This window comes from Chroococcus sp. FPU101 (genome assembly GCF_017312365.1).
GTDB lineage: Bacteria > Cyanobacteriota > Cyanobacteriia > Cyanobacteriales > Microcystaceae > Chroococcus.
The window spans coordinates 247,881-272,960 of sequence record NZ_BLJI01000001.1 but is presented as its reverse complement, the minus strand read 5'-3'; the positions used below and the strand labels follow the sequence as shown (position 1 = coordinate 272,960).

Sequence of the window (25,080 nt, the reverse complement as noted above, 5' to 3'; positions counted from 1 at the left end):
AAAGACATAATTACAAAGCCATTTTTTGGCTAGGTTTTAGTCTACCAAGGTCTATGACCAGAGTTAGTCGATTGTTTGTAAAAAGTTACAACAAAATTCTGAGATTTGTAAATTTTGGCACTTATGGCTCCAAAATTGACAGACTATTTAAGTAAATCTATCAAGCGTTTCCGAAAATTTGATGCTTTAATGGAATTATTTGCGACTACTTTAAATAGAATCAGTTTTGCCATTTTGTGATGCTTCGCCTATGCTACACAACCGATTCCACATTAAATTTTGGGGAGTCAGAGGGAGTATTCCTTGTCCTGGATCAGACACCGTGCGCTACGGCGGTAACACATCTTGTATCGAAATGCAAGTAGGTGGCGAAAGACTGATTTTTGATGGAGGAACGGGGTTACGGATGTTGGGACAGTCTTTATTGTCCGAAATGCCCGTGAAAGGACATTTATTGTTTACTCATTCTCATTGGGATCATATTCAAGGTTTTCCTTTTTTTATCCCCGCTTTTGTTAAAGGGAATGAGTTTAAAATTTATGGCGCACCAGCACCCAATCAGGCGACAATTAGACAACGTCTTCATGATCAGATGTTACATCCAAATTTCCCAGTACCGCTTCAGATCATGCAAGCCGATTTACAATTTTATGATTTAGAAGCAGGGGAAACGTTTCAAATTGGCGAAGTATCAATCGATACAGCTAGTTTAAATCATCCTGGTGAAGCGATCGGATATCGTATTAATTGGAATGGTTTAAGTGCCGTTTATGTCACTGATACAGAGCATTATCCTGATCAACTCGATGAAAATGTCCTACGGTTGTCCCATCAAGCCGATGTGTTAATTATAGACGCGACTTATACAAACGAAGAATATTATGATCCACGTTCAACTAAAGTCGGTTGGGGTCATTCGACTTGGGAAGAAGCGGTAAAAATTGCTAAAGCGGCCCATGTTAAACAGTTAGTGTTATTTCATCATGATCCTTCTCATGATGATCTCTGTTTAGACCAAATTGGTAAACAAGCGTCTCTCGCTTTTCCCCAAACGATTTTAGCTAGAGAAGGTTTAGCGATCGAACTTTATCCCTAAGCCGACTAAACTAGAACAAAATTGTGTAAAAATGTAAACGTGTACATCGTAACTTCTTTAACTGATCCGATTTTGACCCCCAATGCCATCGCTTTAGGTAACTTTGATGGCATACACCTCGGTCATCAGTGCGTTTTTGAACCCATTTTGTCGGCTAATCTCACTTCGACTTCCCTTCATTCAACGGTTGTTACCTTTTGTCCTCATCCGCAAGAATTTTTTAGGGGTCAAAAACGGCAACTTTTAACCCCAATTCCCGAAAAAGTCAAAATTTTAGACCGTTTAGGCATCGAACAACTGATTTTGATTCCCTTTAATCAAGAATTAGCTGCTTTAAGTCCGCAACAGTTTGTTAAAGACATTTTACTCGATTTATTCCAAGCAAAACAAATCAGTGTCGGACAAGATTTTCGCTTTGGTTATCAACGTTCTGGAACCGCAGAGGAATTAAAAATGATCGCCGAACCTCTCGGTACAGAAGTGATGATCCATTCTCTTAAAACCTGTCTAGACAGTCGCATCAGTAGTTCTCGCATTCGTCAAGCGTTAGCCGATGGTGATACAGAACAAGTGAAGCAAATGTTAGGACGTTCTTATAGTCTTGTGGGAACGGTCGTACAAGGTCAACAAATTGGCAGAACGATCGGTTTTCCAACGGCTAATCTATCAGTACCAGAAGAAAAATTATTACCCCGTTTTGGCGTGTATTGTGTCAAAGTAATTTTAGAAGATGACCAAATCTTGGCAGGTGTCATGAATATTGGTTGTCGTCCCACCGTAGCAGGAGAAAAACCAACGATCGAAGTTCATCTACTTGACTGGAAAGGGGATCTATACGGACAAACCCTCACCGTTAGTTTAGAAAAGTTTTTGCGTCCAGAACAAAAATTTTCCTCTCTAGAAGCTTTAAAAACACAAATTGAACAAGACTGTAACCAAGCAAGAGAGATTTTACGCGCATAATTGGGCAATCTAACAATAGATTTACACTCAAACAAATCTATGAGACACAAGATTGACGATTTAATTGATAACCTCAGCTATTCTTTTGTAGGAAAAACGGATACCGTTCGTTTAGTGTTGGTTGCTTTACTCAGTGGAGGTCATGCGTTACTAGAAGATGTTCCTGGAGTCGGCAAAACGCTGTTAGCCAAATCTCTCGCACGTTCGATTAATGGACGGTTTCAACGAATCCAGTGTACACCCGATCTACTGCCTACTGATATTACGGGTACGAATATTTGGAACCCTAATAAACGAGAATTTGAGTTTTTACCTGGCCCAATTTTTAGCAATATTTTACTTGCCGATGAAATTAATCGCGCTACTCCTCGTACTCAGTCCGCTTTGCTGGAAGTGATGGAAGAAAAACAAGTCACCATTGATGGGGAAACTCGATCAATCTTACCCCCGTTTTTTGTCATTGCCACTCAAAACCCCATCGAACATCAGGGAACATTTGCACTACCCGAAGCCCAAATGGATCGCTTTACGGTGTCATTGAGTTTAGGCTATCCCACCGAAAAAGAAGAATTAATGATGTTACAAAAGCATCAAGGACAAACCAACTTAGAGGAATTAAAACCCTGTCTGTCTTTAGAAGATGTGCGAGAATTACAACGGCAAGTCAATCAAGTTAAAGTAACCGCCACTCTACAACAATATATTTTAGATTTAGTTAGAGCATCGCGCCATCATGATGAGATTCGTTTAGGGATTAGCCCTAGAGGAACAATTGTATTACAAAAAGCGGCTCAAGCTTATGCGTTCCTCGAACACCGAGATTATGTGATTCCTGATGATGTTAAATACCTAGTGCCTTATGTCTTTTCCCATCGTCTTCTCCCGATGAGTGGTCGTCAAACTAATACAATTGTACGCAAACTTTTAGAATCGATTCCTATCGAAAAAGTGGCAGCTTAGGCAGACAAATCGGCTTTCTACCGTCTAAAGTAAAAAAAGTGACTATTCAGTAGACGGTAAGTAATGTCCTATTTTTCAAGATTCTTTAATCGTCTTCAATTTGTCTTTCTTTTAGGAGCGATCATCTGCTTTACCATCATTTTAGGGTGTGTAACCGCAAATGCCGTTAATTCTCCTGAAAATGGTTACAGGCCTGTTGATCCCGCTACTGGACGCTTTCAGGAAGCACAAGCTTTATATGTAGAGACTTGTTCAGGTTGTCATGTGCCATTACCCGCAGAAGTTTTACCGACACAAACTTGGCGTAGACTCCTAGAAAAACCAGACGTTCATTACGGGGTATCTCTCAATGACATCATCAGTGTGACTCAATTGATGATTTGGAATTATTTGAATGCCTATTCACGGCCTTTAAATATCGATGAACCGATGCCATTATATGTAACACAATCTCGATATTTTAAAGCCCTTCATCCTCGTGTTGATCTACCTAAACCCGCCAGTCATAGAAGCTGCATTCTCTGTCATCCTGGGGCGCAACAATATGATTATCAAACGTTAACCCCACAATGGAAAGATGCACCGTAAAAATTATAGTTCTACGGTTTGCTGGCAAAGTTCAGGTTTTTCTAAAGCTTGAAGACAAGTTTTAGTAATTTGTGAAGTTGATGAATTAGGAGAATAATGAACAATGGTATAAAACACACCACTATTTTTAATGATTGACTCAATATTGGTATTCAAATTTTCGGTGACTAAAATTAATTGTGAGGTGTTTTGTTTTGCTCCATAAGCTTTAATAGATTCTATCTCCAAACCAAATAAACCAGGTGAGAAACGAGGATTCAAAGCCCCATCATATTCAAATTTACTTTGCATTAATTGAAATGAATAAACGCGACTAGAATCAAATTCCTCCGCTTCTCTAACCGTTTTAGCCCGAAAAACAGGAATCAAATCTTTAAAAGGAATTTGGATCGTTTGCGGAAAATTATAAATCGTATCAAAAGAATAGCAATAACTTAAGCCATCCCATTTTCCCTCACAACGAGTAATAAACTTATAACGTTTGCCATCTCCTTCGACGCGTAATTCAATTCCTTCATAATTCGATAAATCCAAAGGAGGATTAAAATTACGGGTTCTGACTGAGGCAAAACCGCCATTATTTTCGATTTTTACATTACCTGAAAAAACGGCTTTTTCTCTCACTAAACGAATATTACTTTCACTAACACCCCCCATCACAACATCATCCACCGCGCCCCAAATTTCTCTAATATTTTCGTTAGGATTAGTAAAATCAAAAAGGATTTTTTCTCCAGTCATAACCTCTTTTTTCGTCAATTCTATAATTTGGCTTATTTCTTGTTCATCAACTTCAGACTCAACACAACAAATGATTCCTGATATTTGTTGAATGGGTTTTTGTTCTATTGTTTCTTGGACTTGATAATTTTTAGCTAAAAGTTGGTTAATAACTTCTGTTTTTACTGCTGAACTTTTTCCTAAAACTAAAATAACACCCATTAGCTGATCCTTGACTTTTTGAACGGCATTTCCTGAACTTAACCAGTTTGGTAAACGACCAATAAAAGGAATAATTTCAAAATAATTTAAGGTTTGAACAAAACGATTTAGATCCCATCGTGTTCGCTCTTTATTTTTCATTCTTTTTTGATTCTCCTCAAAATAGCGTACTACCAAAGATTAATTTTTATTGACAATAAATGAATTTTAATCATTAGCTATTAATATAATTATAAAAGATATTAATTAATTTTTCAGTGTGTTTAATCAAAGGAGAATATCAAACGTGAATCAACTTAGAACAGTCGCTTTATTAGGTTTCTTAAGTGCCTTATTGATCACTGTGAGTTATTGGTTGATTGGTGGGTGGACGGGCGCAATTACAGGGGTTGTCATTGCAGCAGTGACCAATCTTAGCTCATGGTATTTTTCCGATCGCATTGCCTTAGCCGCCTATCAAGCACAACCTCTTAGCCCACAAGATGCTCCCGAACTCTACCAAATGGTACAAAATCTGACCCAAAAAGCAGGTTTACCGATGCCTACCCTGTTTATCGTGCCAACTGATGCCCCCAACGCCTTCGCAACAGGTCGAGATCCCCAACACGCGGCGGTGGCTGTCACCCAAGGGATTTTAAATTTATTACCCGCAGATGAGTTAGAAGCGGTCATAGCCCATGAATTAAGCCATGTCCGTAACCGTGACACGCTGACACAAGCAGTAGCAGCAACGATCGCGGGTGCGATTTCCTTTTTGGCTCAAACCGTCAGCTATAGCATGATGTATATGGGGAATTCGCGCTCTCAACGAGAAGGCGGGCCAAATCCGATAGGTTTACTGTTAACCATCTTTTTAGCTCCCTTAGCCGCGAGTGTCATTCAAATGTCAATTTCAAGAACTCGTGAGTTTGAAGCCGACGCAGGTTCAGCAAGACTGACAGGTAATCCCAGAGCTTTAGCCAGAGCCTTACAACGTCTAGAAACCATTGGCCGACAAATTCCACTACGAGCTAATCCCTCTTTTGAGCCTTTACTGATTATTAATCCTTTTTCGGGTCAATTTTTAGCAAATTTATTTGCTACCCATCCAACAACTGAAGCACGAATCGAGAATTTAATGAAACTCGAAGCTGAACTGAATTCTACATTTTTAACTTAAAAATTCTGTAGGGATTTGGTTTCCAAAACCTAACACAAAAGCGACCAAACCCCTTGTATCTTAAAAAATTAAATTAACTCAGTAACCATTTTAGATGTTGAGCAAGTAAATCATCTAAATGGTAATTCTCAACAATGGTCTGTCTGGCTCTTTCTCGAATTTCTGCCATCCGAGTTGGGTGATTAAAAATTTCATCTACTCTGTCGGCAATTTGGGACGGTGAATAAAAGTCAACTAATAAACCATTTTTTCCTTCTTCAATAAGTTCTGTGACAGGTGGTGTATTTGATCCTAATATTAAACAGCCTGTCGCCATTGCTTCGAGCATTGACCAAGATAATACAAAAGGATAGGTTAAATAAATATGAATCGATGACGCTTGTAAAACTTTCAGGTAATCTGTATAGGGTAATAATCCTGTAAAGTGTAAACGAGAGAGATCTAAGGGTAAGGTTTCTAGCATCAATTGTTTATAAGTTTTGCCGCCCAGAAGTGTTTTACCGTAAGCAACTCGATCGTTACCGACAACGACAACATGACTCTTAGGACGACGCTTCTGGATCTCTAAAACAGCCTGCATAAATTGGGGAAAGCCTCGATAGGGTTCCATCCCCCGTGCTACATAGGTAATAATTTCATCGACACCCGATAAGTCTAAATTAATGGATGGTAAAACGAGTTTGCTATTAGGTATGGGGTGAAAAAAGTTTGTATCAACGCCATCATGAAGGACTTTGATTTTAGTTTGTAGTTCTTTTGGAAATTGTTGTCTTTGCCACTGTGTCGGGGAAAGAGCGCGATCGCAACTCACTAAATCTAACAAAATTGCTGCATTTTTGACTCGTATTCTTGCTTCGCCATCGGCATCAAGGGGATCATCTGGATTGAAATCAGCATCGGAGCCATGAGCATGATAAAACCATTCAAAATAAGCATAATATTTTGTTTTAGGAAAAACATCTTTAATAAATAATCCTGGCCCCCACCCAGAATGAGCATAGACAATATCGGGATCAAAGTTTTGTGCTTTCAACTGTTGAGCGACGCGATACACAGCTTGGCCTTGAAGGACAGCACTTTCTAAATTACGGACATAGGGATGAGTTTGAGGAGAGGGTTCACGGTTCGGTTCATAAATAGCTTTGCTCACACCTTGGATATTTCCTTGTTTGCTCATTGTCCCAAAAACGATTTGATTTTTGGGGTCTTGCGCCAATACAGTCGCTAAATGACGAAATTGAGCGGGAAAATTGGGATGTAAAAATAGTATACGCATTTGCTAAATTCTCAAAAAAATTAGGGTAGGAACTTACCTACCCTTAATCATTATGGTTTACATGAACTGCGGAAGGCTGTCATCGCAGGCATCGCCTTTGAAAGGCGATGTACCGATGACTTTTATGCTAAAAAATTAGGAAATTCGGCAACTATTTTGATAACACCAACGTAACAGCGTTAAACCAGCCATAAATTTAATGGCTTCTAGTAACCAATATCCCTCGTGCAGATAGATCATATCAGTTGGCATGGTTTGAACGGTTTCAAACACATTTAAGCTAAGTCCTAAGCCACTCATTTGAGGAGTGAGAACATAGGTATAAATAAGGGGAATGGCAAATAATAAACTAGAAAATGCGATCGCCCAAGTTTGATTCTGATGATTGAAAGTATGATTGCGATTAAAAATTAAAAAGCCACTCAAAACGAGAGCCGCACAAACCAATTCAATACGATTAAATAGACCAAAAAGTGTATAACCCGCACTAGCAAATCCGTTTTGACCCATCATTCCAGATGCCGATAAGCTAGGCATAATTACTAGGTCTAGAACGAGACTTGCACTTAACCAAAAACCCAAGGTAAACATGACTAGAGTCGGCCAGTCTATGTTTTTTCCAATCCGTTCAGAAGTAGTATTCATCGGCATAATTCCTCATTTCTATACCGTCCTACTTTTTATTTTACAAGCAAATAGTTTAAAGGGTGTTATCCATTTGATTCACCCTCTTGATTAAGTTAGCAAACCTTTACAATTGAAAAATCTTTTTAGAAAGATTGTCCGCTAAAGGTTGGAACACCATTAAATTTTTTAAAATCTTCTCGATCATCAAAAATTGTTAAATTAGCAGGTTTACAACGCTTTAAAGAAACAGCAATATTGTTCGCTCCTTCTCCTTGTAAGTCTTCGACATATCCAGCCTGGGCGTCTGCCGCTTCCGATTTACTGAGAAAAGGGCCAAAGTAGTAGGTACACCGAGGATTTTCGGTGGTAATTTCTACCCAATAGGCTAATCCAACGGCATCCAATAGCTTAAGCAGTAGTTCTTTCATCCTCAATTTTTCCTGTCTAAGGTTTTTTGTTAAAGTCAGAGGCAGTTAACATTAATTTACAATTTTTGACTTTTCGTCATCTTAGTTATACTTTGTAATGCGACTTTTGGGAAGTGCTAAGAGATACAGATTCAAGATAAATTGGATCTGAATATCGTTGACGATAAATTTCATACAAAGCCATTGCTGTAGCCACTGACGCATTTAGACTAGGGGTTTTTCCAGCTAACGGAATCGAAATTAACTCATCACAACAACGTTGAGTCAGTAAGCTTAATCCTTCCCCCTCTGAACCTACAACCAATCCTATCGCGCCCTTTAAGTCGATTGTGTGTATTTGCTTACCACTACTAGCGGCAGTGCCATAAATCCAAAAACCCGCTTCTTTAAGTTCTTCTAAGGCACGATGCAGGTTAATGACTCTAGCCACTTGTATATGTTCTAAGGCTCCTGCTGCAACTTTAAGGACGGTGGATGTGATCCCCGATGCGCGTCGTTGTGGAATAATGAGGCCTTGTGCGCCAACTGCTTCAGTAGTCCGAATGATTGCGCCTAAGTTATGGGGATCAGTGATCCCATCGGCAATGACAATCACAGGTGATAGTGTTTTAACTTTAGCTTCTGTGATTAAATCCGATAATTCGGTGTAGGTATAAGGTGATACTTGCGCTGCGATCCCCTGATGATTGCCACCTTGAGTAATTTGACTTAAACGCGGTGGTTCAACTTCATCAATGACGCTTCCTTTAGCTTTTGCATCATTTAATAAAGGAAGAAATCGGGGATCATAACGTAGACGGGGAATAATCCAAATACGGTTCAGTTGACGATCGCTCTCTAAGGCCGTTAAAACGGGATGACGACCATAAATTAGATCGTGATCGGTTTCTGTTTCTTCAACCGATGACGTAATTCTCGGTGAAATGATTTTTGGAGATCGTTTTAAAGACGCTTTGGGTTTACGATCCAGAATGCGTTTGGGTTTGGAAAATTGTTCAACCATTGCTTTATTACCAATAAGAAAAAGAAAATTGTGTCTGTTCCTAGATTAGTGAAACCTATTAATCACCAATTAAAAACATTTAATTAGAATTCATCAAGCTTCAGTTTTTCTAATAGTTGATTTAAACGCTGAGGATTTGATAAATATAGATAACCAATTAATGTTTCTAGGCTACTTGCTTCCTGATAAAGTTTTGGGGAAAGTCGTGAAGGTTCTCTTTTAACACCATTTCTGCCGCGTCTAAGGATTTCCTGTTCAGTTTCCGTCAGATAGGGTTTAAGTTGTCCTAAACAGGCGGCTTGAAATTCGGCTCGTACTTTGGATACTACTTGATCATGATACAGAGAAATTTTTTTCGGTGGCCATAAAAAATGAGTTCTGATATACAGTTCGTATACCGCATCTCCAATATATGCTAAAGAAGTGGGTGATAGTTGTTCAATCAGTATTGCTGAATTTTGGCTTGTACAAATGAACTGGAGACGAACTACATCAGAATCATCCATCATTAATTATTAATCATTATTCTCATTTTAAAGTTCTGTTCTTCCAACTAAAATATGATGCAACCCATTTTTTTAACTTAAGAGATGGGCTTGCACCACTACTGACAAATTGTTTGGACAAATTGAGCAATTTCTCTAACTCTTTTCTACCCTAAGAATCGCTTCTTCTACAGAATTTTGCAGAGAGAGAAACTTTTCAAGACGAACTAGCTTAACGGTTTGGGTCACTCTTGGATTAGTTACAATCTGTAAAGAACCGCCTTCCGTATTCGCTTTTTTCACCAACTGAACTAACGCGCCTAAACCAGAGCTATCGATGAAATCAATTTGAGAAAGTACCAGGATCACATTAGCTGGCCCTTCTTCGATATGAGTTCCGATCACTTTCCGAAAAGTCGGTTCGGAAAAGGCATCTAGTAAACCCGTTAGCCGAAAAATTTGATAGTTATCCTTGACCTCACGAGTTCCTCTTAAACTAACGGTCAAGTTGAGTGGCTCAGGAATAGCTTCCTCCTTGAGAATTGCCCTAGTCGAACAATTGCTAAGTATAGCGTAGTTTTTTTGGATTTATTAACGCTCCTACAGATTATTTACGATTGTCTCGCATTAATTTAACAAACTTTTCAAATAAATAATCGGCATCGTGCGGGCCTGGACTGGCTTCAGGATGGTATTGTACAGAAAAGAAAGGTAAAGTTTTGTGTTGAAGTCCTGCGACAGTGCGATCGTTTAAGTTTAAATGAGTGATTTCAACATCGGCCCCTAATGAGTCGGGACTAACCGCAAAACCATGATTTTGACTGGTAATTTCGACGGGTTGCTGTTCGAGTCCTGCTGGTTGATTTAATCCTCGATGACCAAACTTTAATTTAAAGGTTTCGGCCCCTAGTGATAACCCTAAAATTTGGTGACCCATACAGATGCCAAAGGTGGGTTTTTGTGCTTCTAGTAAAGCTTTCGTGGTTTCGATTCCATCAATAACGGCGGCGGGATCACCCGGTCCATTTGAGAGAAAAATCCCATCAGGATTATATTTTAGAATTTCTTCAGGGGGAGTATTAGCGGGTACTACAATCACACGACAGCCATAACTCGCTAGACGGCGTAGAATATTGCGTTTGACCCCAAAATCGAGCGCAACTACTGTTAAAGATGCTCCTTGCTCTCCATTTTCGGGGCGGAATTCCCAAGCAGCATCAGTCGGAGTAGACCATTCATAAATCTTGCGGGTGGTCACTTCTTTAACTAAGTTTAAACCCGCCATCGGTGGTGTTGCTTGAATTTGACGTGCAAACTCATTTCTGTTAAGAATTTCGGTTGAAATGCCTCCATTCATCGCACCGACCGATCGCAGTTGTCGAGTTAGTGCGCGTGTATCAATGCCATAAATCCCGATAATTTTGTGTTGAATTAGATAATCGCTTAATGATTGAGTGGAACCCAATTACTGGGACGATGGGTAATATTGCGAGCAATCACACCCCGAACTTGAGGACGTAGTGATTCTTCATCGTCGGGGTTAACTCCAGTATTACCGAGTTCAGGATAAGTAAAAGTCACAATTTGACCAGCATAGCTCGGATCGGTCAAAACTTCTTGATATCCAGTCATTCCCGTATTAAATACGACTTCCCCGACGGTGGTTCCAGTGGCACCAAACGACCATCCTCGGTAGGCTGTACCATCAGCTAAAACGAGTAATGCGGGTTTCCCTTTTAAAATCGACATAATCGTAAGTAACTTTTTAGTGGTTAGTGGCGATCAAAAATGTTGATGAGCGATAGACTAGATCAAGTGATTAATTTCACCCGTTAATTTTGAGTCTCTATTGACCCGTGATATTCGCCCTGCTAGACGCTTATCGGCAGTGTATCGAATAACTCCTGTTAATACTAGCAGATCGAAAATATAAAGCACATCTTCAATTAAACAGCCATCGCCATCGTACAAGGATATGAGTCCAAAAAAACTGACCGAAGACACAAAACAAGAAATTCTTAAGCTTTATCGTGAAACGGAGGAAACAACTTCCACCTTAGCCGAGCGTTATGGTGTAAGTAGTTCAACCATTAGTCGTTTCTTGAAAAGTTTTCTGTCTGAGTCAGAATACGAAGACTTAATTCAGCAAAAACGTCTCGCTCGTACTCCTAGAAAAGATCTTGAAGTCGAAAAACCCGCCCCCGTGGAAGAAGTGGTGGAGGAAAAACCATTTGTTCCAATTGAGCTACCTGTTATTAAAGACAAAACAATTAAGACGAAGAAAAAAGAAACACCTGTCGAAGAGATTCAGACGGAAAAACCGATTAAGCAAATTGAACTTCCTTTAGTGGTGGAAAAAGAAGTTTTCACCGAACCCGAAGACGAGGATGATGACGAGGAAGATGTTTCCCCAATGGAAGTGATGGTACTTGAAGAGTTATTAGGGGAAGATTTGTCGGATCTTGATGAGGATGATGACGATGAGGATGACGATGAGGATGATGATTGGGATGAAGAAGAGGAAATTCGGTTTACGCAACCTTTAGCCAAAACTGTCCAGCTAAAAATATTACCCTTATCGAGTGCGAGTTTTCCAAAAACCTGTTATCTGGTGATTGATCGAGCCTCAGAATTAATTACTCGTCCTCTAAAAGATTTTGCTGATTTAGGAAAGGTTCCTAGTGATGAAAATCAAAGACGCACGCTTCCAATTTTTGACAGTCATCGTGTGGCTAAACGTTTTTCAAGAAGACGCGAACGGGTGATTAAAGTTCCAGATGCTCAAGTGATTGCTAAAACTCATTCTTATCTTGAAGCAAAAGGAATTACTCGAATTTTGCTAGATGGGCGGATTTATTCTGTTACTTCTAATTAGGTTGAGTAAAAAGAGCGATTTTTGATTGAGTCAACTTCTATCTAAAGATCAATTTATTTTAGCTAATTGTGGAACTAATTTAAAGATAAGGACTCATAAAAGAAGTTCTTATTTATGATTTTTTGAAATTAGTAGTTGAGAAGATTTAGTCAATTTAGATACTAAATAAGTATTATTACTGGCTTTTAGAAAAGCTCAGTTATCCCCGTACATATTTCTACGATTAGCTTTGACTTAAAGGCTAAGATTTCTTACAAAAACAATTTAGTTATTATTGATTGGAATAGCCATAGCGTAAAATAGGATACAGACAAAAACAGCTAAAAGCGAGAAAAACAAAATAAGAATAAATTAAAAACCTTTATAAATACATATTTTTAACTTGCCTTTTTGTTGGTATACCGCGAATTAATTCTACAACCAACCAGGAACGGTTAAGCCTATGAAACTACGTCATCTACTGAGATCCTATGAACAAGGTGAACGAGAATTTACGGGGATAGAACTTAAAAGTGCCGATTTGACTCGCATCATGTTAATTGGAGTCAACCTGACAGAAGCTAATTTAATGGGAACTAATTTAAGTCGTGCTTTTCTGACTAAATCTAAATTATCTAGAGCGTGTTTAAATTGGGCTAATTTAAGCTTTGCCAAAATGAGTCAAGCACAATTAGCTGAAGCTGATTTAACCAAAGCCAGTTTGAGTGGTGCTTTTTTGGTCAAATCGACGCTAACACGCGCTTTAATGAGTGGGGCTGATTTATCTCACGCTAATTTAAGAGCTTCTGATTTAGAAGGGGCTAATTTGTGCGGTGCTAATCTATTTCGGGTGAATTTACGAGAAGCAAATCTAAAAAGTGTTAATCTCAATTGGGCAAATTTACAAGAAGCTCGACTCTCTGGAGCAAATTTAACGGATGTTAGTTTACATCATGCTAATTTCAATTCTGCTTTTCTTAAAGAAGTCAATTTTAGTAATGCCAATTTAGAAAATGCCAATTTACAAGAAGCTCGTTTGAGTGGAAGCAATTTAGCGGGAGCCAACTTGACAGGTGCTAATTTAGAAGGGGCTAATTTGCGCTCTGTTAATCTAAGAGGAGCTAATTTAACTGGAGTTAATCTAGAAAAAGCTAATTTAGAAGGGGCTGATTTAACCGATGCTATTTTTGTTCATACATCTTTCTTAGATGAGCAAATCAGTCAAGTTCAAGCCGCTTTGTCTAATTATATGACTTCCTTTTCTAATATTCAAACTGGATTTGCTACCTAGTATGGAACAACAGTTAACGGGTTATGGAATTATTTTAGTAACGGCTAGTTCTGAAGACGAAGCAAAAATGTTAGCCTCTACTTTAGTATCTTCTAAATTAGCTGCTTGCGTTAACCTTGTTCCCATTCAATCTATCTACACATGGCAAGAACAAATTCATTCTGAACCCGAATGGCAATTAATTATTAAAACTGATTTAACTCATTTCCAGACTATAACCCAAAAGATTCAAGAATTACACTCATATGATGTTCCAGAAATTATCGCTTTACCCATTGTTGCAGGTTCTCAGTCTTATCTAAATTGGATTAAGGCAAATATTAGATAAATTAAGCTTTAATTTCTTCATCCCAAGGCAAGAAAAAGATGGTAGCGATGCCAACAACAGCTAAACCACAAACAACGATAAAAAAGGCTTTATATCCTATCTCTTGTTGTAGATAACCACTAATTAAACCAGGTATCATCATTCCTAAAGCCATAATTCCAGTCGAAATTGCATAAAAAGAAGTTTGATAAGGTTCTTTAGCAATTTTCATTAAATAAACCATAAAAGCAGTTAAACCCATACCATAGCCAAATTGTTCGAGAGCTACTAATAAAAGAACCACTGACAAAGGGGGTTGTGTTGCAGCCATATAAACATAGAAAAGGTTAGGTAAGTGCAGGGCTAAAGCTAGAGGTAATATCGTTTTTCTTAAGCCATATTTAGCAACAATAATTCCGCCTAAAATTCCACCAATAATTAAAGCCAAAACACCAAAAGTACCATAGACTAAACCCACTTCTGCTGTACTTAAACCTAATCCCCCTGCTTCGGGTTTATCTAATAAAAATGGCGAAACTAATTTAAGTAGCATTGCTTCACCAAAGCGATAGAGCAAAATAAAAGCAATAATAGAAGCTATTTTAGGTTGTTGGAAATAAGAAGTAATAATTTCTACAAAAGGAATTTTTGATTGAGCTTTTTTAAAAGTATGAGCTTCTATTGGATAGGGTAAACTAAACTGATGATACAGATAAATCACACCAAAAATTACAGCAGCTAAACCGAGTGAGAGCGTCCAACTTAAGGCAATATTTCCCAGTTTTTCGGCTAAAGTTCCCGCAAAAAATACTAGAAAACCAGAACCAAAAATGACCGCCCCTCGATAAAAAACAGTACGAATTCCTGCAAATACCGCTTGCTGTTCTGGATTTAAGGCAATTAAATAAAAGCCATCTGCCGCAATATCATAAGTGGCTGAAATAAATGCACCTAATGTAAAAATGATTAAAGATGGAAAAAAGAAATTTTCTAAATTAAAAGACAATGCAGCTAATAATAAACAAGCCATCATCGCTAACTGTGTGACTAAAATCCATTTTCTTTTAGTGGCGTACAATTCAACGAATGGACTCCAAAACATTTTAATTACCCAAGGTAGATAAAGAAGGCTTGTCCAAAAAGCGATTGTTGCATTATCTACCCCTAAATTCTTATAAATAATAACAGATACGCTATTAATGAGAATATAAGGAATTCCTTGAGCAAAATAAAGAGTAGGAATAAAAAACCAAGGATGACGAGTGCTTACTTTTTTTTGAGTCGATTCCATGTCTGCATCAATTTTAGAATGATTTATTGTTTTTTAGATTAGACGCATTGGATTTATTGACGGTTTCAATCTTGTGAGCGATTTTCTTGAATCAGGTGGACAATAGAAGGAACGATCGAAATGACAATAATCACGACAATAATCGGTAATAAATATTTATCCACATCGGGGATCATTTGTCCTAAGAAATATCCTAGGGAGGTTACACCAACTGTCCAAATCAATCCACCAGTTAAGTTATAAGTCATAAAAGTTCGATAGTGCATCCGTCCAATTCCTGCGACAATTGGGGCAAAAGTTCTGACAATGGGTAAAAATCGCGCTAGAACAATCGTTTTTTTGCCATACTTTTGATAAAATTTCTCGGTTTTGACAATATGTTTTTTATGAAATAACCAAGAATCCTCTTTACTAAACAAGCGACGACCAAAACGCGCTCCCGTTGCATAACCCACATTATCACCCGCAACAGCACAAATAAAAGACCCCACAATTAACAGCCCAATATTGAGATACCCTTGTGAAGCGAGAAAACCCGCCGTAAATAGCAAGCTATCACCTGGCAGAAAAAAACCGATTAATAATCCAGATTCGGCAAAAATAATCGCCCAAACGCCAAAATAACCAATGGATTTAATCAGTTCTGGTAAATCAAGGTGCATAAAGTTGAAATGTCCAAATGTTCAATCGATTTCTGACACTTTACTTTTTTTATCCATCACCGTCAATAAAAAATTGTTAGACCCAAAAATATAATCTTCTCTAGTTCTTCTCGATTGTTTTTTACCTTAAAAATATCAAACAACTTTGAGGTAATAAACCCATGATTCATCATATTTCTGTCGCTGCCAATAACCCGAAACACGTCGCTCTTGTTTTAGCAGAAGTCTGGCAAGGCCAAATGATGCCCTTTCCTGTACATGAAGATAGTTATATGGTTATACCTTTCGATGTTTATGGCACAATGATTGAAGTCTGTCCTCATGGAACTGAACTAATTCCAGGTCAGGGTGATGAGGAAATTCAATTTATGTTAAACCCTACAGCATCTCATTATACGGCGACTCATGCGGCGATTTCTGTTCCGACCAGTGAAGCAAAAATTAAGGAAATTGGTGAACGTGAGGGCTGGCGTGTGGTACGATGCGATCGCGGTGGCTATTTTGAAGTTATTGAGTTTTGGATCGAAAATCAATTGCTCATCGAGTTATTACCCCCTGAATTCACCGCTCGATATCTGTCCTTCATGCAGCCCGAAGTTTTAAAGCAGTTTACTGGTACCCTTGAACTAGCTGCAGCTTGAGAAAAATTGTAAAGTTTTGTAACAAATGTATCACTTGTGTCAGGAAGTCATAAGAATATAGAATACCTAGATTTGGTTCGGTAAGTATTGATTGCTCAGGTAAAGATAGGCATATAGACAGCTTAGTCTAACTAAAATCGAACTATCAACCCCTGTCACTTATGGGGTTAGATAGAATACACTAAATATCAAAAGATAGCAGTTATTTTATCGGCCAAATTGCATCGTAGGCCACAAACTCTAGAATAAATATTAAGTCTATTGGACGGTTGATCAGCGTGGTTTCACAACTTCCTAAAACAAATTCATCATCTCAATCTAACGCTCAAGTGCGTTGTACTGGGGCTTATGCCCTCATCGATAGTTTAAAACGTCATGGGGTTAAGCATATTTTCGGCTACCCTGGCGGAGCCATTCTTCCGATTTATGATGAACTCTATCGGTTTGAGGCAAGAGGCGATATTGAGCATATTCTAGTCAGACATGAACAAGCGGCGGCTCATGCGGCCGATGGTTATGCTCGTGCGACGGGTAAAGTGGGGGTCTGTTTTGCTACATCTGGCCCCGGCGCAACTAACTTAGTAACGGGAATTGCTAACGCTCACATGGATTCGATTCCCATGGTGATTATAACTGGACAAGTTCCCCGTCCTGCCATTGGAAGTGATGCTTTCCAAGAAACTGATATTTATGGGATTACCTTACCCATTGTCAAACACTCCTATGTAGCACGTCAGCCGAGCGACATCCCTCGAATTATTGCTGAAGCTTTTCATATTGCGAGTACGGGACGGCCTGGCCCTGTGTTAGTCGATATCCCGAAAGATGTAGGTTTAGAAGAATGTGATTATGTGCCTGTAGAGCCTGGGAATGTGAAGATACCTGGTTATCGTCCAACGGTTAAAGGACACTCAGGACAAATTAACGCTGCATTGACTTTGATTGAAAATGCTCATCGTCCCTTATTATATATTGGTGGTGGTGCGATCGCTTCAAATGCCCATGCTCAAGTTCAAGAACTCGCCGAACGCTTTAAGATTCCAGTCACAACAACCCTAATGGGAATTGGTTCATTCGATGAACATCATCCCCTATCGGTGGGAATGCTGGGAATGCACGGAACCGCTTATGCTAACTTTGCTGTTAGTGATTGTGATTTATTGATTGCCGTTGGTGCGAGATTTGATGACCGAGTAACTGGCAAACTCGATGAATTTGCATCTCGTGCTAAAGTCATTCATATTGATATTGACCCTGCTGAAGTTGGCAAAAACCGCGCCCCAGAAGTTCCTATTGTTGGAGATGTCAGACAAGTTCTTGAACAACTGCTTTCTAAAGCCAGATTAGACTATACCATTGATGCCCACCGTACCCAAGCTTGGTTAGAAAGAATCGAACGTTGGAAAAATGATTACCCGTTAGTGGTTCCCCAACACGCTGATAGTATTTCTCCCCAAGAAGTCATTTCCGAATTAAATCGACAAGCCCCTCACGCCTACTATACAACCGATGTCGGTCAACATCAGATGTGGGCGGCTCAATTCCTGAAAAATGGGCCACGTCGTTGGATTTCTAGTGCAGGGCTTGGAACAATGGGCTTTGGTTTACCTGCGGCGATGGGTGCTAAAGTTGCTGTCCCCGATGAACAGGTAATTTGTATTAGTGGTGATTCAAGTTTTCAGATGAATCTACAAGAGCTTGCGACACTAGCACAATATCGCATTAATGTCAAGACCGTAATTGTTAATAATGGTTGGCAAGGCATGGTGAGACAGTGGCAACAGGCTTTTTACGGTGAACGCTATTCCTGCTCAAACATGGAAATCGGAATGCCAGATTTTGAGCTATTAGCCAAAGCTTACGGCATTAAAGGGATGACCATTGAACATCGGGCGGATTTAGAAAATGCGATCGCTCAAATGTTAGAGCATGAAGGGCCTGTTTTGCTGAATATTCATGTCACCAAAGATGAAAACTGTTACCCAATGGTTGCTCCTGGTGCGAGTAATGCTCAAATGATTGGCTTACCTAAACCGAGTCCCACTCAAAACGTAACTGATACAGTAACTTGTCATAACTGCGGTTCTACAAGTCTAATGAGTCATAAATTCTGTACTGAGTGCGGTACAAAGTTGTAATCATTAAACCTCACGCCCTCTCTTATCAGGAGAGGGTTAGGGTGAGGTCAAACTAGAACGTAAACTGAGTTCGGAGGTTGCCGATAAAAACTGTCGGGTTATTATCAAAGTTGTTCGGGTTGAAAATCGTATAGAACGATGGAACAACTGCGATATTTTTGGTAATTGGGAAAAAGTAGGAAGCTTCTAACTCATACTGAGTACCGCCATTGCCACCACCTGATAACAAATACCGACGACCCGAAATATAATCATGGGGAACGAGGAACGAGATGACCCCTAATGCCCCTTCTTTAAACATATCTGGGAACGCTACACCTGCTTGAAATGACTGAACATTAACTTGTCCACTAGAACGGCTTCTATCAACGGGATAAACATAGGTCGCACCATAGGAATAGCGACCAAAAATCCCAAAATTCTTAGTAATGAGCCAATCAAAGTTAAACACAACAGCATCTCCTGGTGCATCTTTGACTTGTCCACCAAAACCATCATCAATATAGCCATAGGGTAGCGGTTCACCCACAGCACCCCCAACATAACCGTTATAGGCTCTGTTATTTGTTCGGGTATAGATTAATTTCAGGTTTAAATTATTAAATGGAGAAAATTCAAGCTGAGTGGCAGCAATGTTAGAGGGATTAAAGACACCTATTTTAGGATTGCTTGCCGTATTAAAACCAAAGGCAGGGTTTAAAAATTCATTGCTTTCTGCTAGATAAGCAATAGTCCACTTCAAATTTTTAGTGATATTCCAAGCAACAACAGCACCAGAACCTCGGTCAATAGGACTAAATAAAGTACTACCACTAGAGTTAAAACTACCTGCACCCGTTAGATAAAAGGTAAAGCGGTTTTGGTCAAAATGGCGATAGATATTAATTCGAGGCCCAATAACGACCTGTAACGGAGGTAAGGGACGAAAACTATAGAATAAATCTCGTATGACCACCTGATTAGCTGTTGATGCGCCAGTTTGGTCTGTATAAGGTACACCCCAAGAGTTATAAAATCCTGACGAAACCAGTTCGTTAGCAGGTGAATTTCCATTTCCTGCGTTTAATTGAGTAACAAGTGCGTCTTTACCAGTAAAAGAAGTTGTAAAAGTGAGAATGGTATAGTAACTTAAGGTTTCTTGAGGTTGGTCGCGTCTGACAATAGAAGGTCGATTCGTTTCAGGATCTCGTCTAGGAGGTGCGAAAGGACTACCTGCAACTCCCCGCTCTGCTCTGACTGAACCTTTATCAATATAAGCCCCTGTTAAATTAAAGAAGGTTTGCCCACTGAGTTTCGTTGTGGTAGAAAACTGATGATCTTCTAAAAAAGCAACACGATTTTCTAAATTCTCAATGCGGGTACCTAATACCGCTAATTCAGTTTCAAATTCTTTCGCCAGTCGAGTCAGTTTATCGATATCTTCTTTAAGAACTGCGACATTTTCTTGGATGAGGCGTTCAATTGTATTTAAACAAGCATTTAACCCTGCCGCAAACTCCCAACGACTAATAGCACGATTTCCGCGATAAGTGCGATCGGGATAACCAACAATACATCCGTACTGTTCTACTAATGACTGTAATGCTTGAAATGCCCAATCCGTGGGCTGCACGTCTTTGAGTTCAGAAACCGACGAAATTTGCGACATTGCCTCTTTACCCAACAATTGGGAAACCGAGGTTATATTAGACATCTCATTTTTAGTATCTAATTCATCTGCATTTGCAACACTTGAGGACAAAAAACCCGCGCCAAAAACTCCCACTACCGAAAGTAGTGATTGAAAAAATTTAATTTTACTCATGATACTCCTTACACCACAAAATCAAACTTAAGATAGATAGACAAATATTAAAGCTTGTGCATCGTCCCTTAAATTGTTATTTTAAAATATATGACATTGGGCAACGGCTTAGTCAACTTTTGCTGTTGCCATTTCTTCCAACTCCTCAACAGGAATTCTTTGATCTCGCGGCATGATGAGATTTAACATCAAGGCACTTAGAGAACCAGTTGCAATCCCAGATTCTAAGATACTGTGAGCCAGCTTGGGAAATTCTTCTAAAGCTTCGGGAATAAAAGTCACTCCTAAACCTGCCGATAGAGAAACTGCCAGAATAACGAAAGAGCGATTATCCATCGGTGCGGTTTTAAGAATATTAAATCCCGCTACTGCCACAGTGCCAAACATCAGCATGACGGCACCACCAAAGACAGGAGTCGGAATCGAGAGTAAAACACCACCTACTAAGGGAAATAGCCCTAAAAAAGAGAGAATTGCTGCAACATAGAAACCAACATAGCGACTACCGACACCCGTTAGCTGAATAATACCGTTATTTTGTGCTAGGGTTACTACGGGAAACGTGGCACAAATCGCAGCCAATAAAGAGTTAAAACCATCGCCTAAGATACCGCCTTTCATTCTTTTAAAAAATGTTGTCCCAACAATGGGTTCACCACTCACCATCGAAGTTGCAGTGATATCACCAATAACTTCTAAGGTTAAAGCAATATAAATAATCGCAAAAGGGATGAAGGTTCCAAGGTCAAAATCTAAGCCAAAGCGAAAGGGATGAGGAATATTCAGTAAGGGAAGGCTACCAATCTTACTAAAATCAATAATTCCCATCACCATTGACATCATAAAACCAACCAGTAAACCAATAATGATTGAACCCATCTTGAGGTACTTGTTAGAACTGGCACTACAGAAGGCAACAATAGCAAATACTGTACCCGATAAAGCCCAATTTTCCAGATGTCCAAAGGTTCCATTGGCTTTAGCCGCACCACCACCCGCCATATAAAACATACCGACTTTAATCAGACACAAACCAATTAAAGTAACGGCTGTTCCAGTAACTAAAGGTGTAAAAATCTTTTGGGTCAAATGCAGAAAACGACTCAAAATAATCGGGATAAATGAACCAAAAAAACAAAGCCCCAAAACTAGGGCTAGTGTCTGTTCTGGCGTTTTTCCAGATTCTAGCGAAGTTCCAATAACTGCTAGAATCGGGGCAACAAAGGCAAAACTTGTTCCCTGAATACTTAGTAAGCCTGAACCAATTGGGCCAACTCTTCTGGCTTGAATAAAAGTGGCAATACCAGAAACAAAAAGGGACATTCCTAGAATGTAGCTAGATTGTTTGACATCTAATCCTAAAGCACTGGTAATCAGCAACCCAGGTGTGACAATCGGAATGAAAATAGCACACACGTGCTGCATGGCTACGAATAAGCCATCTACTAAAGGTGGCTTGTCATTTAAGCCATATAGCAGTTTCGAGGGAGCAGTAGATTCAATATGGCCCATGTCACATAAACCTCATTGATGCTGAACAAGATAATTTCAGAAATTATTCAATAAATACCTTTTCTGCATACAAGACATTGTATACAAAGGCACATTAGCAAAACTGATTTGAGATAATACTTTGTGGTAAATAGATTGATGTTAAAAAATCATCTTTATTGGCTGTTATGCTTTCACCCTTAAGATTGTGGGGTAAGAAAGCCTTTAGTCAAATCGCCATTAAGCCACCAGTAGCAACACTAGATGAAAAAACATATTGAACCAATTTGAACTATTGATGATTAACAATGTAGTCACGGTATTCTCACAAAAACTTGGAGATTAATGATTCATGGTCAAGTATTTTAACCGTAATCGCCTTTTAATCCTTTCATGGGTAATAATGCTAGCTGTTTTAGTCAGCTATCCCAGTACAGCAAAGGCCGATAAAAAGCCAGTACAGCCGATTTTATTCAATCCATCAGAAATTGACGTAGCGACCATTTACGAGACAACTGCGGAATCTCAAAAAGGGGCGATGTCCAGCATAGCCAAAACCAGCAAAACTTTATACAAAAAAAATCCAGGCTTTGATGGTTTTGCGGTTTTAGGTAGCAAAGACGGCAACAAAATCATTGTCTTATCCCAGTGGAAAGATAAGAAAAGCTATCAAGCTTATACCGAACAGCCTGTAGAAGACTATAAGACAAAATATGCTGATTACAAAAGCAAATATAGCGAATCAGCAGAAGACTACAAAAGCAAATATGCCGCTCAAAAATCCAAAGAAGCAGCACCGATAGAGCCATCAAAAACTATTATCTTTGAACTAGAAGAAACCCAGCCTAATAGTCTCGTAGCGGCACTTCGTAAAGAATCAGTTGTCCAGTTGAGTCAGTATACCATCAAAGATAATGAGACAGAATCAGAAGTGCTTGATTTTGTTGAAAAACTCATCCCAACCGCGAGTGATATGGTTCCTGCACCACGTACCGTTATTTTACTAAAAAGTAGTGATAATAAAGAAGTAGCCTTACTAGCGAGTTGGAGTTGTAGCGCAGACTTTGATGGATTAGAGACACCCCCTAGCTTTGCCGAACTACCACAAGATTTAGTCGCCGCCGCCGATAATGAGCAACATCTTTACGAAGTTTTAAAAATTATTCCCCCGCCACCACCTGAACTTTGAAACAGCAAGCTAAAATAGCTTTGCGACTTTTAAAGTGAAGCTTCAGAGCAAGCATAAAGCTAGTCACATTTGCTACAAACCCAATCCGTAAAATTTGTTACCTTTTTTCTAACTCTACTGCATCTTTGATTCTTAAAAAACAATGACCATTACCCTACCAAACAGCGAAAAAGAGCCATTCAGTATCAGTGGTTTTTTGATGAGCGATGGCCCAGCACGCTTTATTCTTAGCTGGGTTGCAGGATTTGTTGATACTGCTTCTTTTATTGTCTTATTTGCCCTATTTACGGCACACGTTACTGGAAACATTGCCTTAGCTGGAGCTTCTGCTGCCTCAGATGAAAAAGATACTTTAACTCATTTAATGATGATTCCAATTTTTATGGTGGCTGTAGCGGTAACTTCAGTTGTTGCCCGCTTTTGTCGGTATAAAAATTGGCCTGTTTTACCCGTCCTTCTAACTGCCGAAACGATTGGAATTGGTGTTTTTCTGTTCGTTGCTTCTACGCTTTCACCTTCTTTAATGTTAGATGTTCAAGAAGACATTATTTTCCCCATTGGTGCGGCAGGTGTTGTAGCAATGGCGATTCAAAATGCTTTGATGAAAGAAGCTATCACCTCATTTACAGGTTATTTTCCGACAACCGTCATGACAGGGAATACCACACAGTTGACCCTAGATTTAGTTCTATTAATCATTGCTCCAGTGTTGCCCCTTTCTAATAAAATACCAAGTGTTGAAACTCAAGAAGCATTAGCCCGTATTGGTCGTGTTGCACCGATTATTGCAGGATTCTTTTTAGGAGCAGGGGCTGCCGCTTATACAGTTGGTACAATGGAATTTAATTGCTTAATTTTTCCCCTCATCGCAATGGCTATTCTAACTTTGGCTTCCTATGCAGATTACGCTCACAAATCCGCATCAGTTGAAAAAGCTTAAAGCTAAACTGTTAAAGGCTCGGTTTTATTGATATAGAACCGAGTCATTGTTATTGAAGCTCGATAAAAATCATAATTTATCATTCTAGTATTGAGGCAATTAATCATGAAACGTTTTTTAATCTCTATTTTTCTTTGTCTGACGCTTTTTTGGAGTTTAATTCCGAGTAGTTTTGCTCAAGCACAGCCCCTTCAAATTAGCAAACAACCGATCATCGCTATCTTTGGGATTGGCGAAAATATGATTACACCCGAAGACGAAGAAGCACTTTATGAAAAACTAAAAAACAATTTTTTTCCAGCAGTTGAAAAAATTCTTACCCCCGAACAACGCAGGCTCTTTAGACAAGCATTGGAAGAAAAAGGCAATATTCGTAAAGCTTTTAAGACAGTCCCTTTGACTCCTGAACAAAAAATGCAATTAAGTCAGACCATTAAGGCAATGCCCAAAGAAGAATTTCTAGCAACTTTAACGCCTGCTCAAAGAAAACATCTTTTCCAGAAAAAGAAAGAATTATTCAGACCCACACTTGAAGAAATTACCGAAAAAATCTCCGAAAAATTCTTAGGTAGTGAAACAGCCACAAAATAAGAGAATAATTAAAAATTCATTAACTCAAAAACAGTATTTTTAAAAATATTGGTTTTGGGTTAATTCTTTAATTGCGTATTGAAATTGACAATATTGTGTAGTTAAACACTCTCTATTTAATAATTTAAAAATAAATTAATTTATTCTCTTCTCAGACTATAAGCCTGTTAAGTTAAGTACTTAACATATCCAAATCGATAGACACGAACACTCAAAAATGCTTGATTTTTAGGATTTTATTGTCTTTTTTGTCAATTCTATTTTATTTTTATTTTTTAGTAATTAAATATTGATTTCTAAGTTTTTTGAAAACCTAAACACCACCTTAGTCGTCTTTTTTACTGTCATGATTTC

At 38.9% G+C, this 25,080-nt stretch carries 24 protein-coding genes and 1 pseudogene; 13 read left to right on the top strand and 12 right to left on the bottom strand.

From position 1 onward, the window contains the following. Nucleotides 1-250: 250 nt before the first annotated feature. The 4 genes from CFPU101_RS01055 to CFPU101_RS01040 all read left to right on the top strand — a co-directional run bounded on the left by CFPU101_RS01055 (nt 251) and on the right by CFPU101_RS01040 (nt 3,607). Entirely contained in the window at nt 251-1,096 is an 846-nt protein-coding gene (locus CFPU101_RS01055) for an MBL fold metallo-hydrolase (protein ID WP_206813486.1), read from the top strand. Nucleotides 1,097-1,135: 39 nt separating this feature from the next. Beyond that, nucleotides 1,136-2,059: a bifunctional riboflavin kinase/FAD synthetase gene (locus CFPU101_RS01050; RefSeq protein WP_206813485.1), complete on the top strand. Its 924-nt coding sequence runs from the start codon at nt 1,136-1,138 to the stop codon at nt 2,057-2,059. 39 nt (nt 2,060-2,098) lie between these two features. Then, a complete protein-coding gene (locus CFPU101_RS01045; protein ID WP_206813484.1) occupies nt 2,099-3,019 on the top strand; it encodes a MoxR family ATPase in 921 nt (306 codons plus the stop codon). A gap of 63 nt (nt 3,020-3,082) precedes the next feature. After that, nucleotides 3,083-3,607, top strand: a complete 525-nt coding sequence (locus tag CFPU101_RS01040; protein ID WP_206813483.1) for a cytochrome — start codon at nt 3,083-3,085, stop codon at nt 3,605-3,607. Nucleotides 3,608-3,610: 3 nt separating this feature from the next. On the opposite strand, the gene CFPU101_RS01035 is transcribed toward CFPU101_RS01040, so the two are convergent. Further along, nucleotides 3,611-4,690, bottom strand: coding sequence for a CIA30 family protein (locus CFPU101_RS01035; protein WP_206813482.1), 1,080 nt, complete (start codon nt 4,688-4,690; stop codon nt 3,611-3,613). 145 nt (nt 4,691-4,835) lie between these two features. Between CFPU101_RS01035 and CFPU101_RS01030 the strand changes: the two genes are divergently transcribed. Continuing rightward, nucleotides 4,836-5,708, top strand: coding sequence for a zinc metalloprotease HtpX (locus tag CFPU101_RS01030; protein WP_206813481.1), 873 nt, complete (start codon nt 4,836-4,838; stop codon nt 5,706-5,708). A gap of 73 nt (nt 5,709-5,781) precedes the next feature. Here the strand turns inward: CFPU101_RS01030 and CFPU101_RS01025 are convergent, their stop codons facing one another. The 7 genes and pseudogenes from CFPU101_RS01025 to carA all read right to left on the bottom strand — a co-directional run bounded on the left by CFPU101_RS01025 (nt 5,782) and on the right by carA (nt 11,276). Then, the gene (locus CFPU101_RS01025; protein WP_206813480.1) at nt 5,782-6,984 is read right to left on the bottom strand and encodes a glycosyltransferase family 4 protein; all 1,203 of its coding nucleotides are present in this window, start codon (nt 6,982-6,984) and stop codon (nt 5,782-5,784) included. A 135-nt stretch (nt 6,985-7,119) separates the two neighbouring features. Further along, nucleotides 7,120-7,629, bottom strand: coding sequence for a hypothetical protein (locus CFPU101_RS01020; protein WP_206813479.1), 510 nt, complete (start codon nt 7,627-7,629; stop codon nt 7,120-7,122). 125 nt (nt 7,630-7,754) lie between these two features. Further along, complete coding sequence (locus tag CFPU101_RS01015) at nt 7,755-8,039, bottom strand: DUF1816 domain-containing protein (protein WP_206813478.1); 285 nt, start codon at nt 8,037-8,039, stop codon at nt 7,755-7,757. Between the two features lie 85 nt (nt 8,040-8,124). Then, nucleotides 8,125-9,042 (bottom strand): 23S rRNA (guanosine(2251)-2'-O)-methyltransferase RlmB, encoded by a 918-nt coding sequence (gene rlmB / locus CFPU101_RS01010; RefSeq protein ID WP_206813477.1) that lies wholly within the window; start codon nt 9,040-9,042, stop codon nt 8,125-8,127. An 83-nt stretch (nt 9,043-9,125) separates the two neighbouring features. Next, nucleotides 9,126-9,551 (bottom strand): Mini-ribonuclease 3, encoded by a 426-nt coding sequence (locus tag CFPU101_RS01005; protein WP_242577704.1) that lies wholly within the window; start codon nt 9,549-9,551, stop codon nt 9,126-9,128. A 132-nt stretch (nt 9,552-9,683) separates the two neighbouring features. After that, the gene (locus CFPU101_RS01000; protein WP_206813476.1) at nt 9,684-10,034 is read right to left on the bottom strand and encodes an STAS domain-containing protein; all 351 of its coding nucleotides are present in this window, start codon (nt 10,032-10,034) and stop codon (nt 9,684-9,686) included. Between the two features lie 100 nt (nt 10,035-10,134). Then, nucleotides 10,135-11,276, bottom strand: a pseudogene (gene carA / locus CFPU101_RS00995) (glutamine-hydrolyzing carbamoyl-phosphate synthase small subunit). Between the two features lie 226 nt (nt 11,277-11,502). On the opposite strand from carA, the gene CFPU101_RS00990 reads away from it, so the two are divergent. The 3 genes from CFPU101_RS00990 to cutA all read left to right on the top strand — a co-directional run bounded on the left by CFPU101_RS00990 (nt 11,503) and on the right by cutA (nt 14,000). Further along, nucleotides 11,503-12,402, top strand: coding sequence for a helix-turn-helix domain-containing protein (locus CFPU101_RS00990; protein WP_206813475.1), 900 nt, complete (start codon nt 11,503-11,505; stop codon nt 12,400-12,402). Nucleotides 12,403-12,844: 442 nt separating this feature from the next. Further along, nucleotides 12,845-13,672 (top strand): pentapeptide repeat-containing protein, encoded by an 828-nt coding sequence (locus tag CFPU101_RS00985; RefSeq protein ID WP_206813474.1) that lies wholly within the window; start codon nt 12,845-12,847, stop codon nt 13,670-13,672. Nucleotide 13,673: 1 nt separating this feature from the next. Beyond that, a complete protein-coding gene (cutA, locus tag CFPU101_RS00980) occupies nt 13,674-14,000 on the top strand; it encodes a divalent-cation tolerance protein CutA (RefSeq protein WP_206813473.1) in 327 nt (108 codons plus the stop codon). A gap of 1 nt (nt 14,001) precedes the next feature. On the opposite strand, the gene CFPU101_RS00975 is transcribed toward cutA, so the two are convergent. Next, on the bottom strand, nt 14,002-15,270 hold the full coding sequence (locus CFPU101_RS00975; protein ID WP_206813472.1) for an MFS transporter: 1,269 nt from the start codon (nt 15,268-15,270) through the stop codon (nt 14,002-14,004). 65 nt (nt 15,271-15,335) lie between these two features. After that, entirely contained in the window at nt 15,336-15,932 is a 597-nt protein-coding gene (locus CFPU101_RS00970; RefSeq protein WP_206813471.1) for a DedA family protein, read from the bottom strand. Between the two features lie 161 nt (nt 15,933-16,093). On the opposite strand from CFPU101_RS00970, the gene CFPU101_RS00965 reads away from it, so the two are divergent. Together CFPU101_RS00965 and ilvB are read left to right on the top strand one after the other, a co-directional pair. Continuing rightward, a complete protein-coding gene (locus CFPU101_RS00965; protein WP_206813470.1) occupies nt 16,094-16,573 on the top strand; it encodes a hypothetical protein in 480 nt (159 codons plus the stop codon). 278 nt (nt 16,574-16,851) lie between these two features. Then, nucleotides 16,852-18,711 carry a biosynthetic-type acetolactate synthase large subunit gene (ilvB, locus tag CFPU101_RS00960; protein WP_206813469.1) on the top strand — a complete coding sequence of 620 codons (1,860 nt, stop codon included), beginning with the start codon at nt 16,852-16,854 and terminating at the stop codon, nt 18,709-18,711. A gap of 52 nt (nt 18,712-18,763) precedes the next feature. Here ilvB and CFPU101_RS00955 read toward each other — a convergent pair whose 3' ends face one another. After that, complete coding sequence (locus CFPU101_RS00955; RefSeq protein WP_374191921.1) at nt 18,764-20,404, bottom strand: iron uptake porin; 1,641 nt, start codon at nt 20,402-20,404, stop codon at nt 18,764-18,766. A 219-nt stretch (nt 20,405-20,623) separates the two neighbouring features. Next, nucleotides 20,624-22,027: a uracil-xanthine permease family protein gene (locus tag CFPU101_RS00950; protein WP_206813467.1), complete on the bottom strand. Its 1,404-nt coding sequence runs from the start codon at nt 22,025-22,027 to the stop codon at nt 20,624-20,626. 382 nt (nt 22,028-22,409) lie between these two features. On the opposite strand from CFPU101_RS00950, the gene CFPU101_RS00945 reads away from it, so the two are divergent. The 3 genes from CFPU101_RS00945 to CFPU101_RS00935 all read left to right on the top strand — a co-directional run bounded on the left by CFPU101_RS00945 (nt 22,410) and on the right by CFPU101_RS00935 (nt 24,726). Then, on the top strand, nt 22,410-23,195 hold the full coding sequence (locus CFPU101_RS00945) for a hypothetical protein (protein ID WP_206813466.1): 786 nt from the start codon (nt 22,410-22,412) through the stop codon (nt 23,193-23,195). Nucleotides 23,196-23,337: 142 nt separating this feature from the next. Next, nucleotides 23,338-24,135 (top strand): YoaK family protein, encoded by a 798-nt coding sequence (locus CFPU101_RS00940; protein ID WP_206813465.1) that lies wholly within the window; start codon nt 23,338-23,340, stop codon nt 24,133-24,135. A 105-nt stretch (nt 24,136-24,240) separates the two neighbouring features. Continuing rightward, a complete protein-coding gene (locus CFPU101_RS00935; protein WP_206813464.1) occupies nt 24,241-24,726 on the top strand; it encodes a hypothetical protein in 486 nt (161 codons plus the stop codon). Nucleotides 24,727-25,080 lie beyond the last annotated feature (354 nt).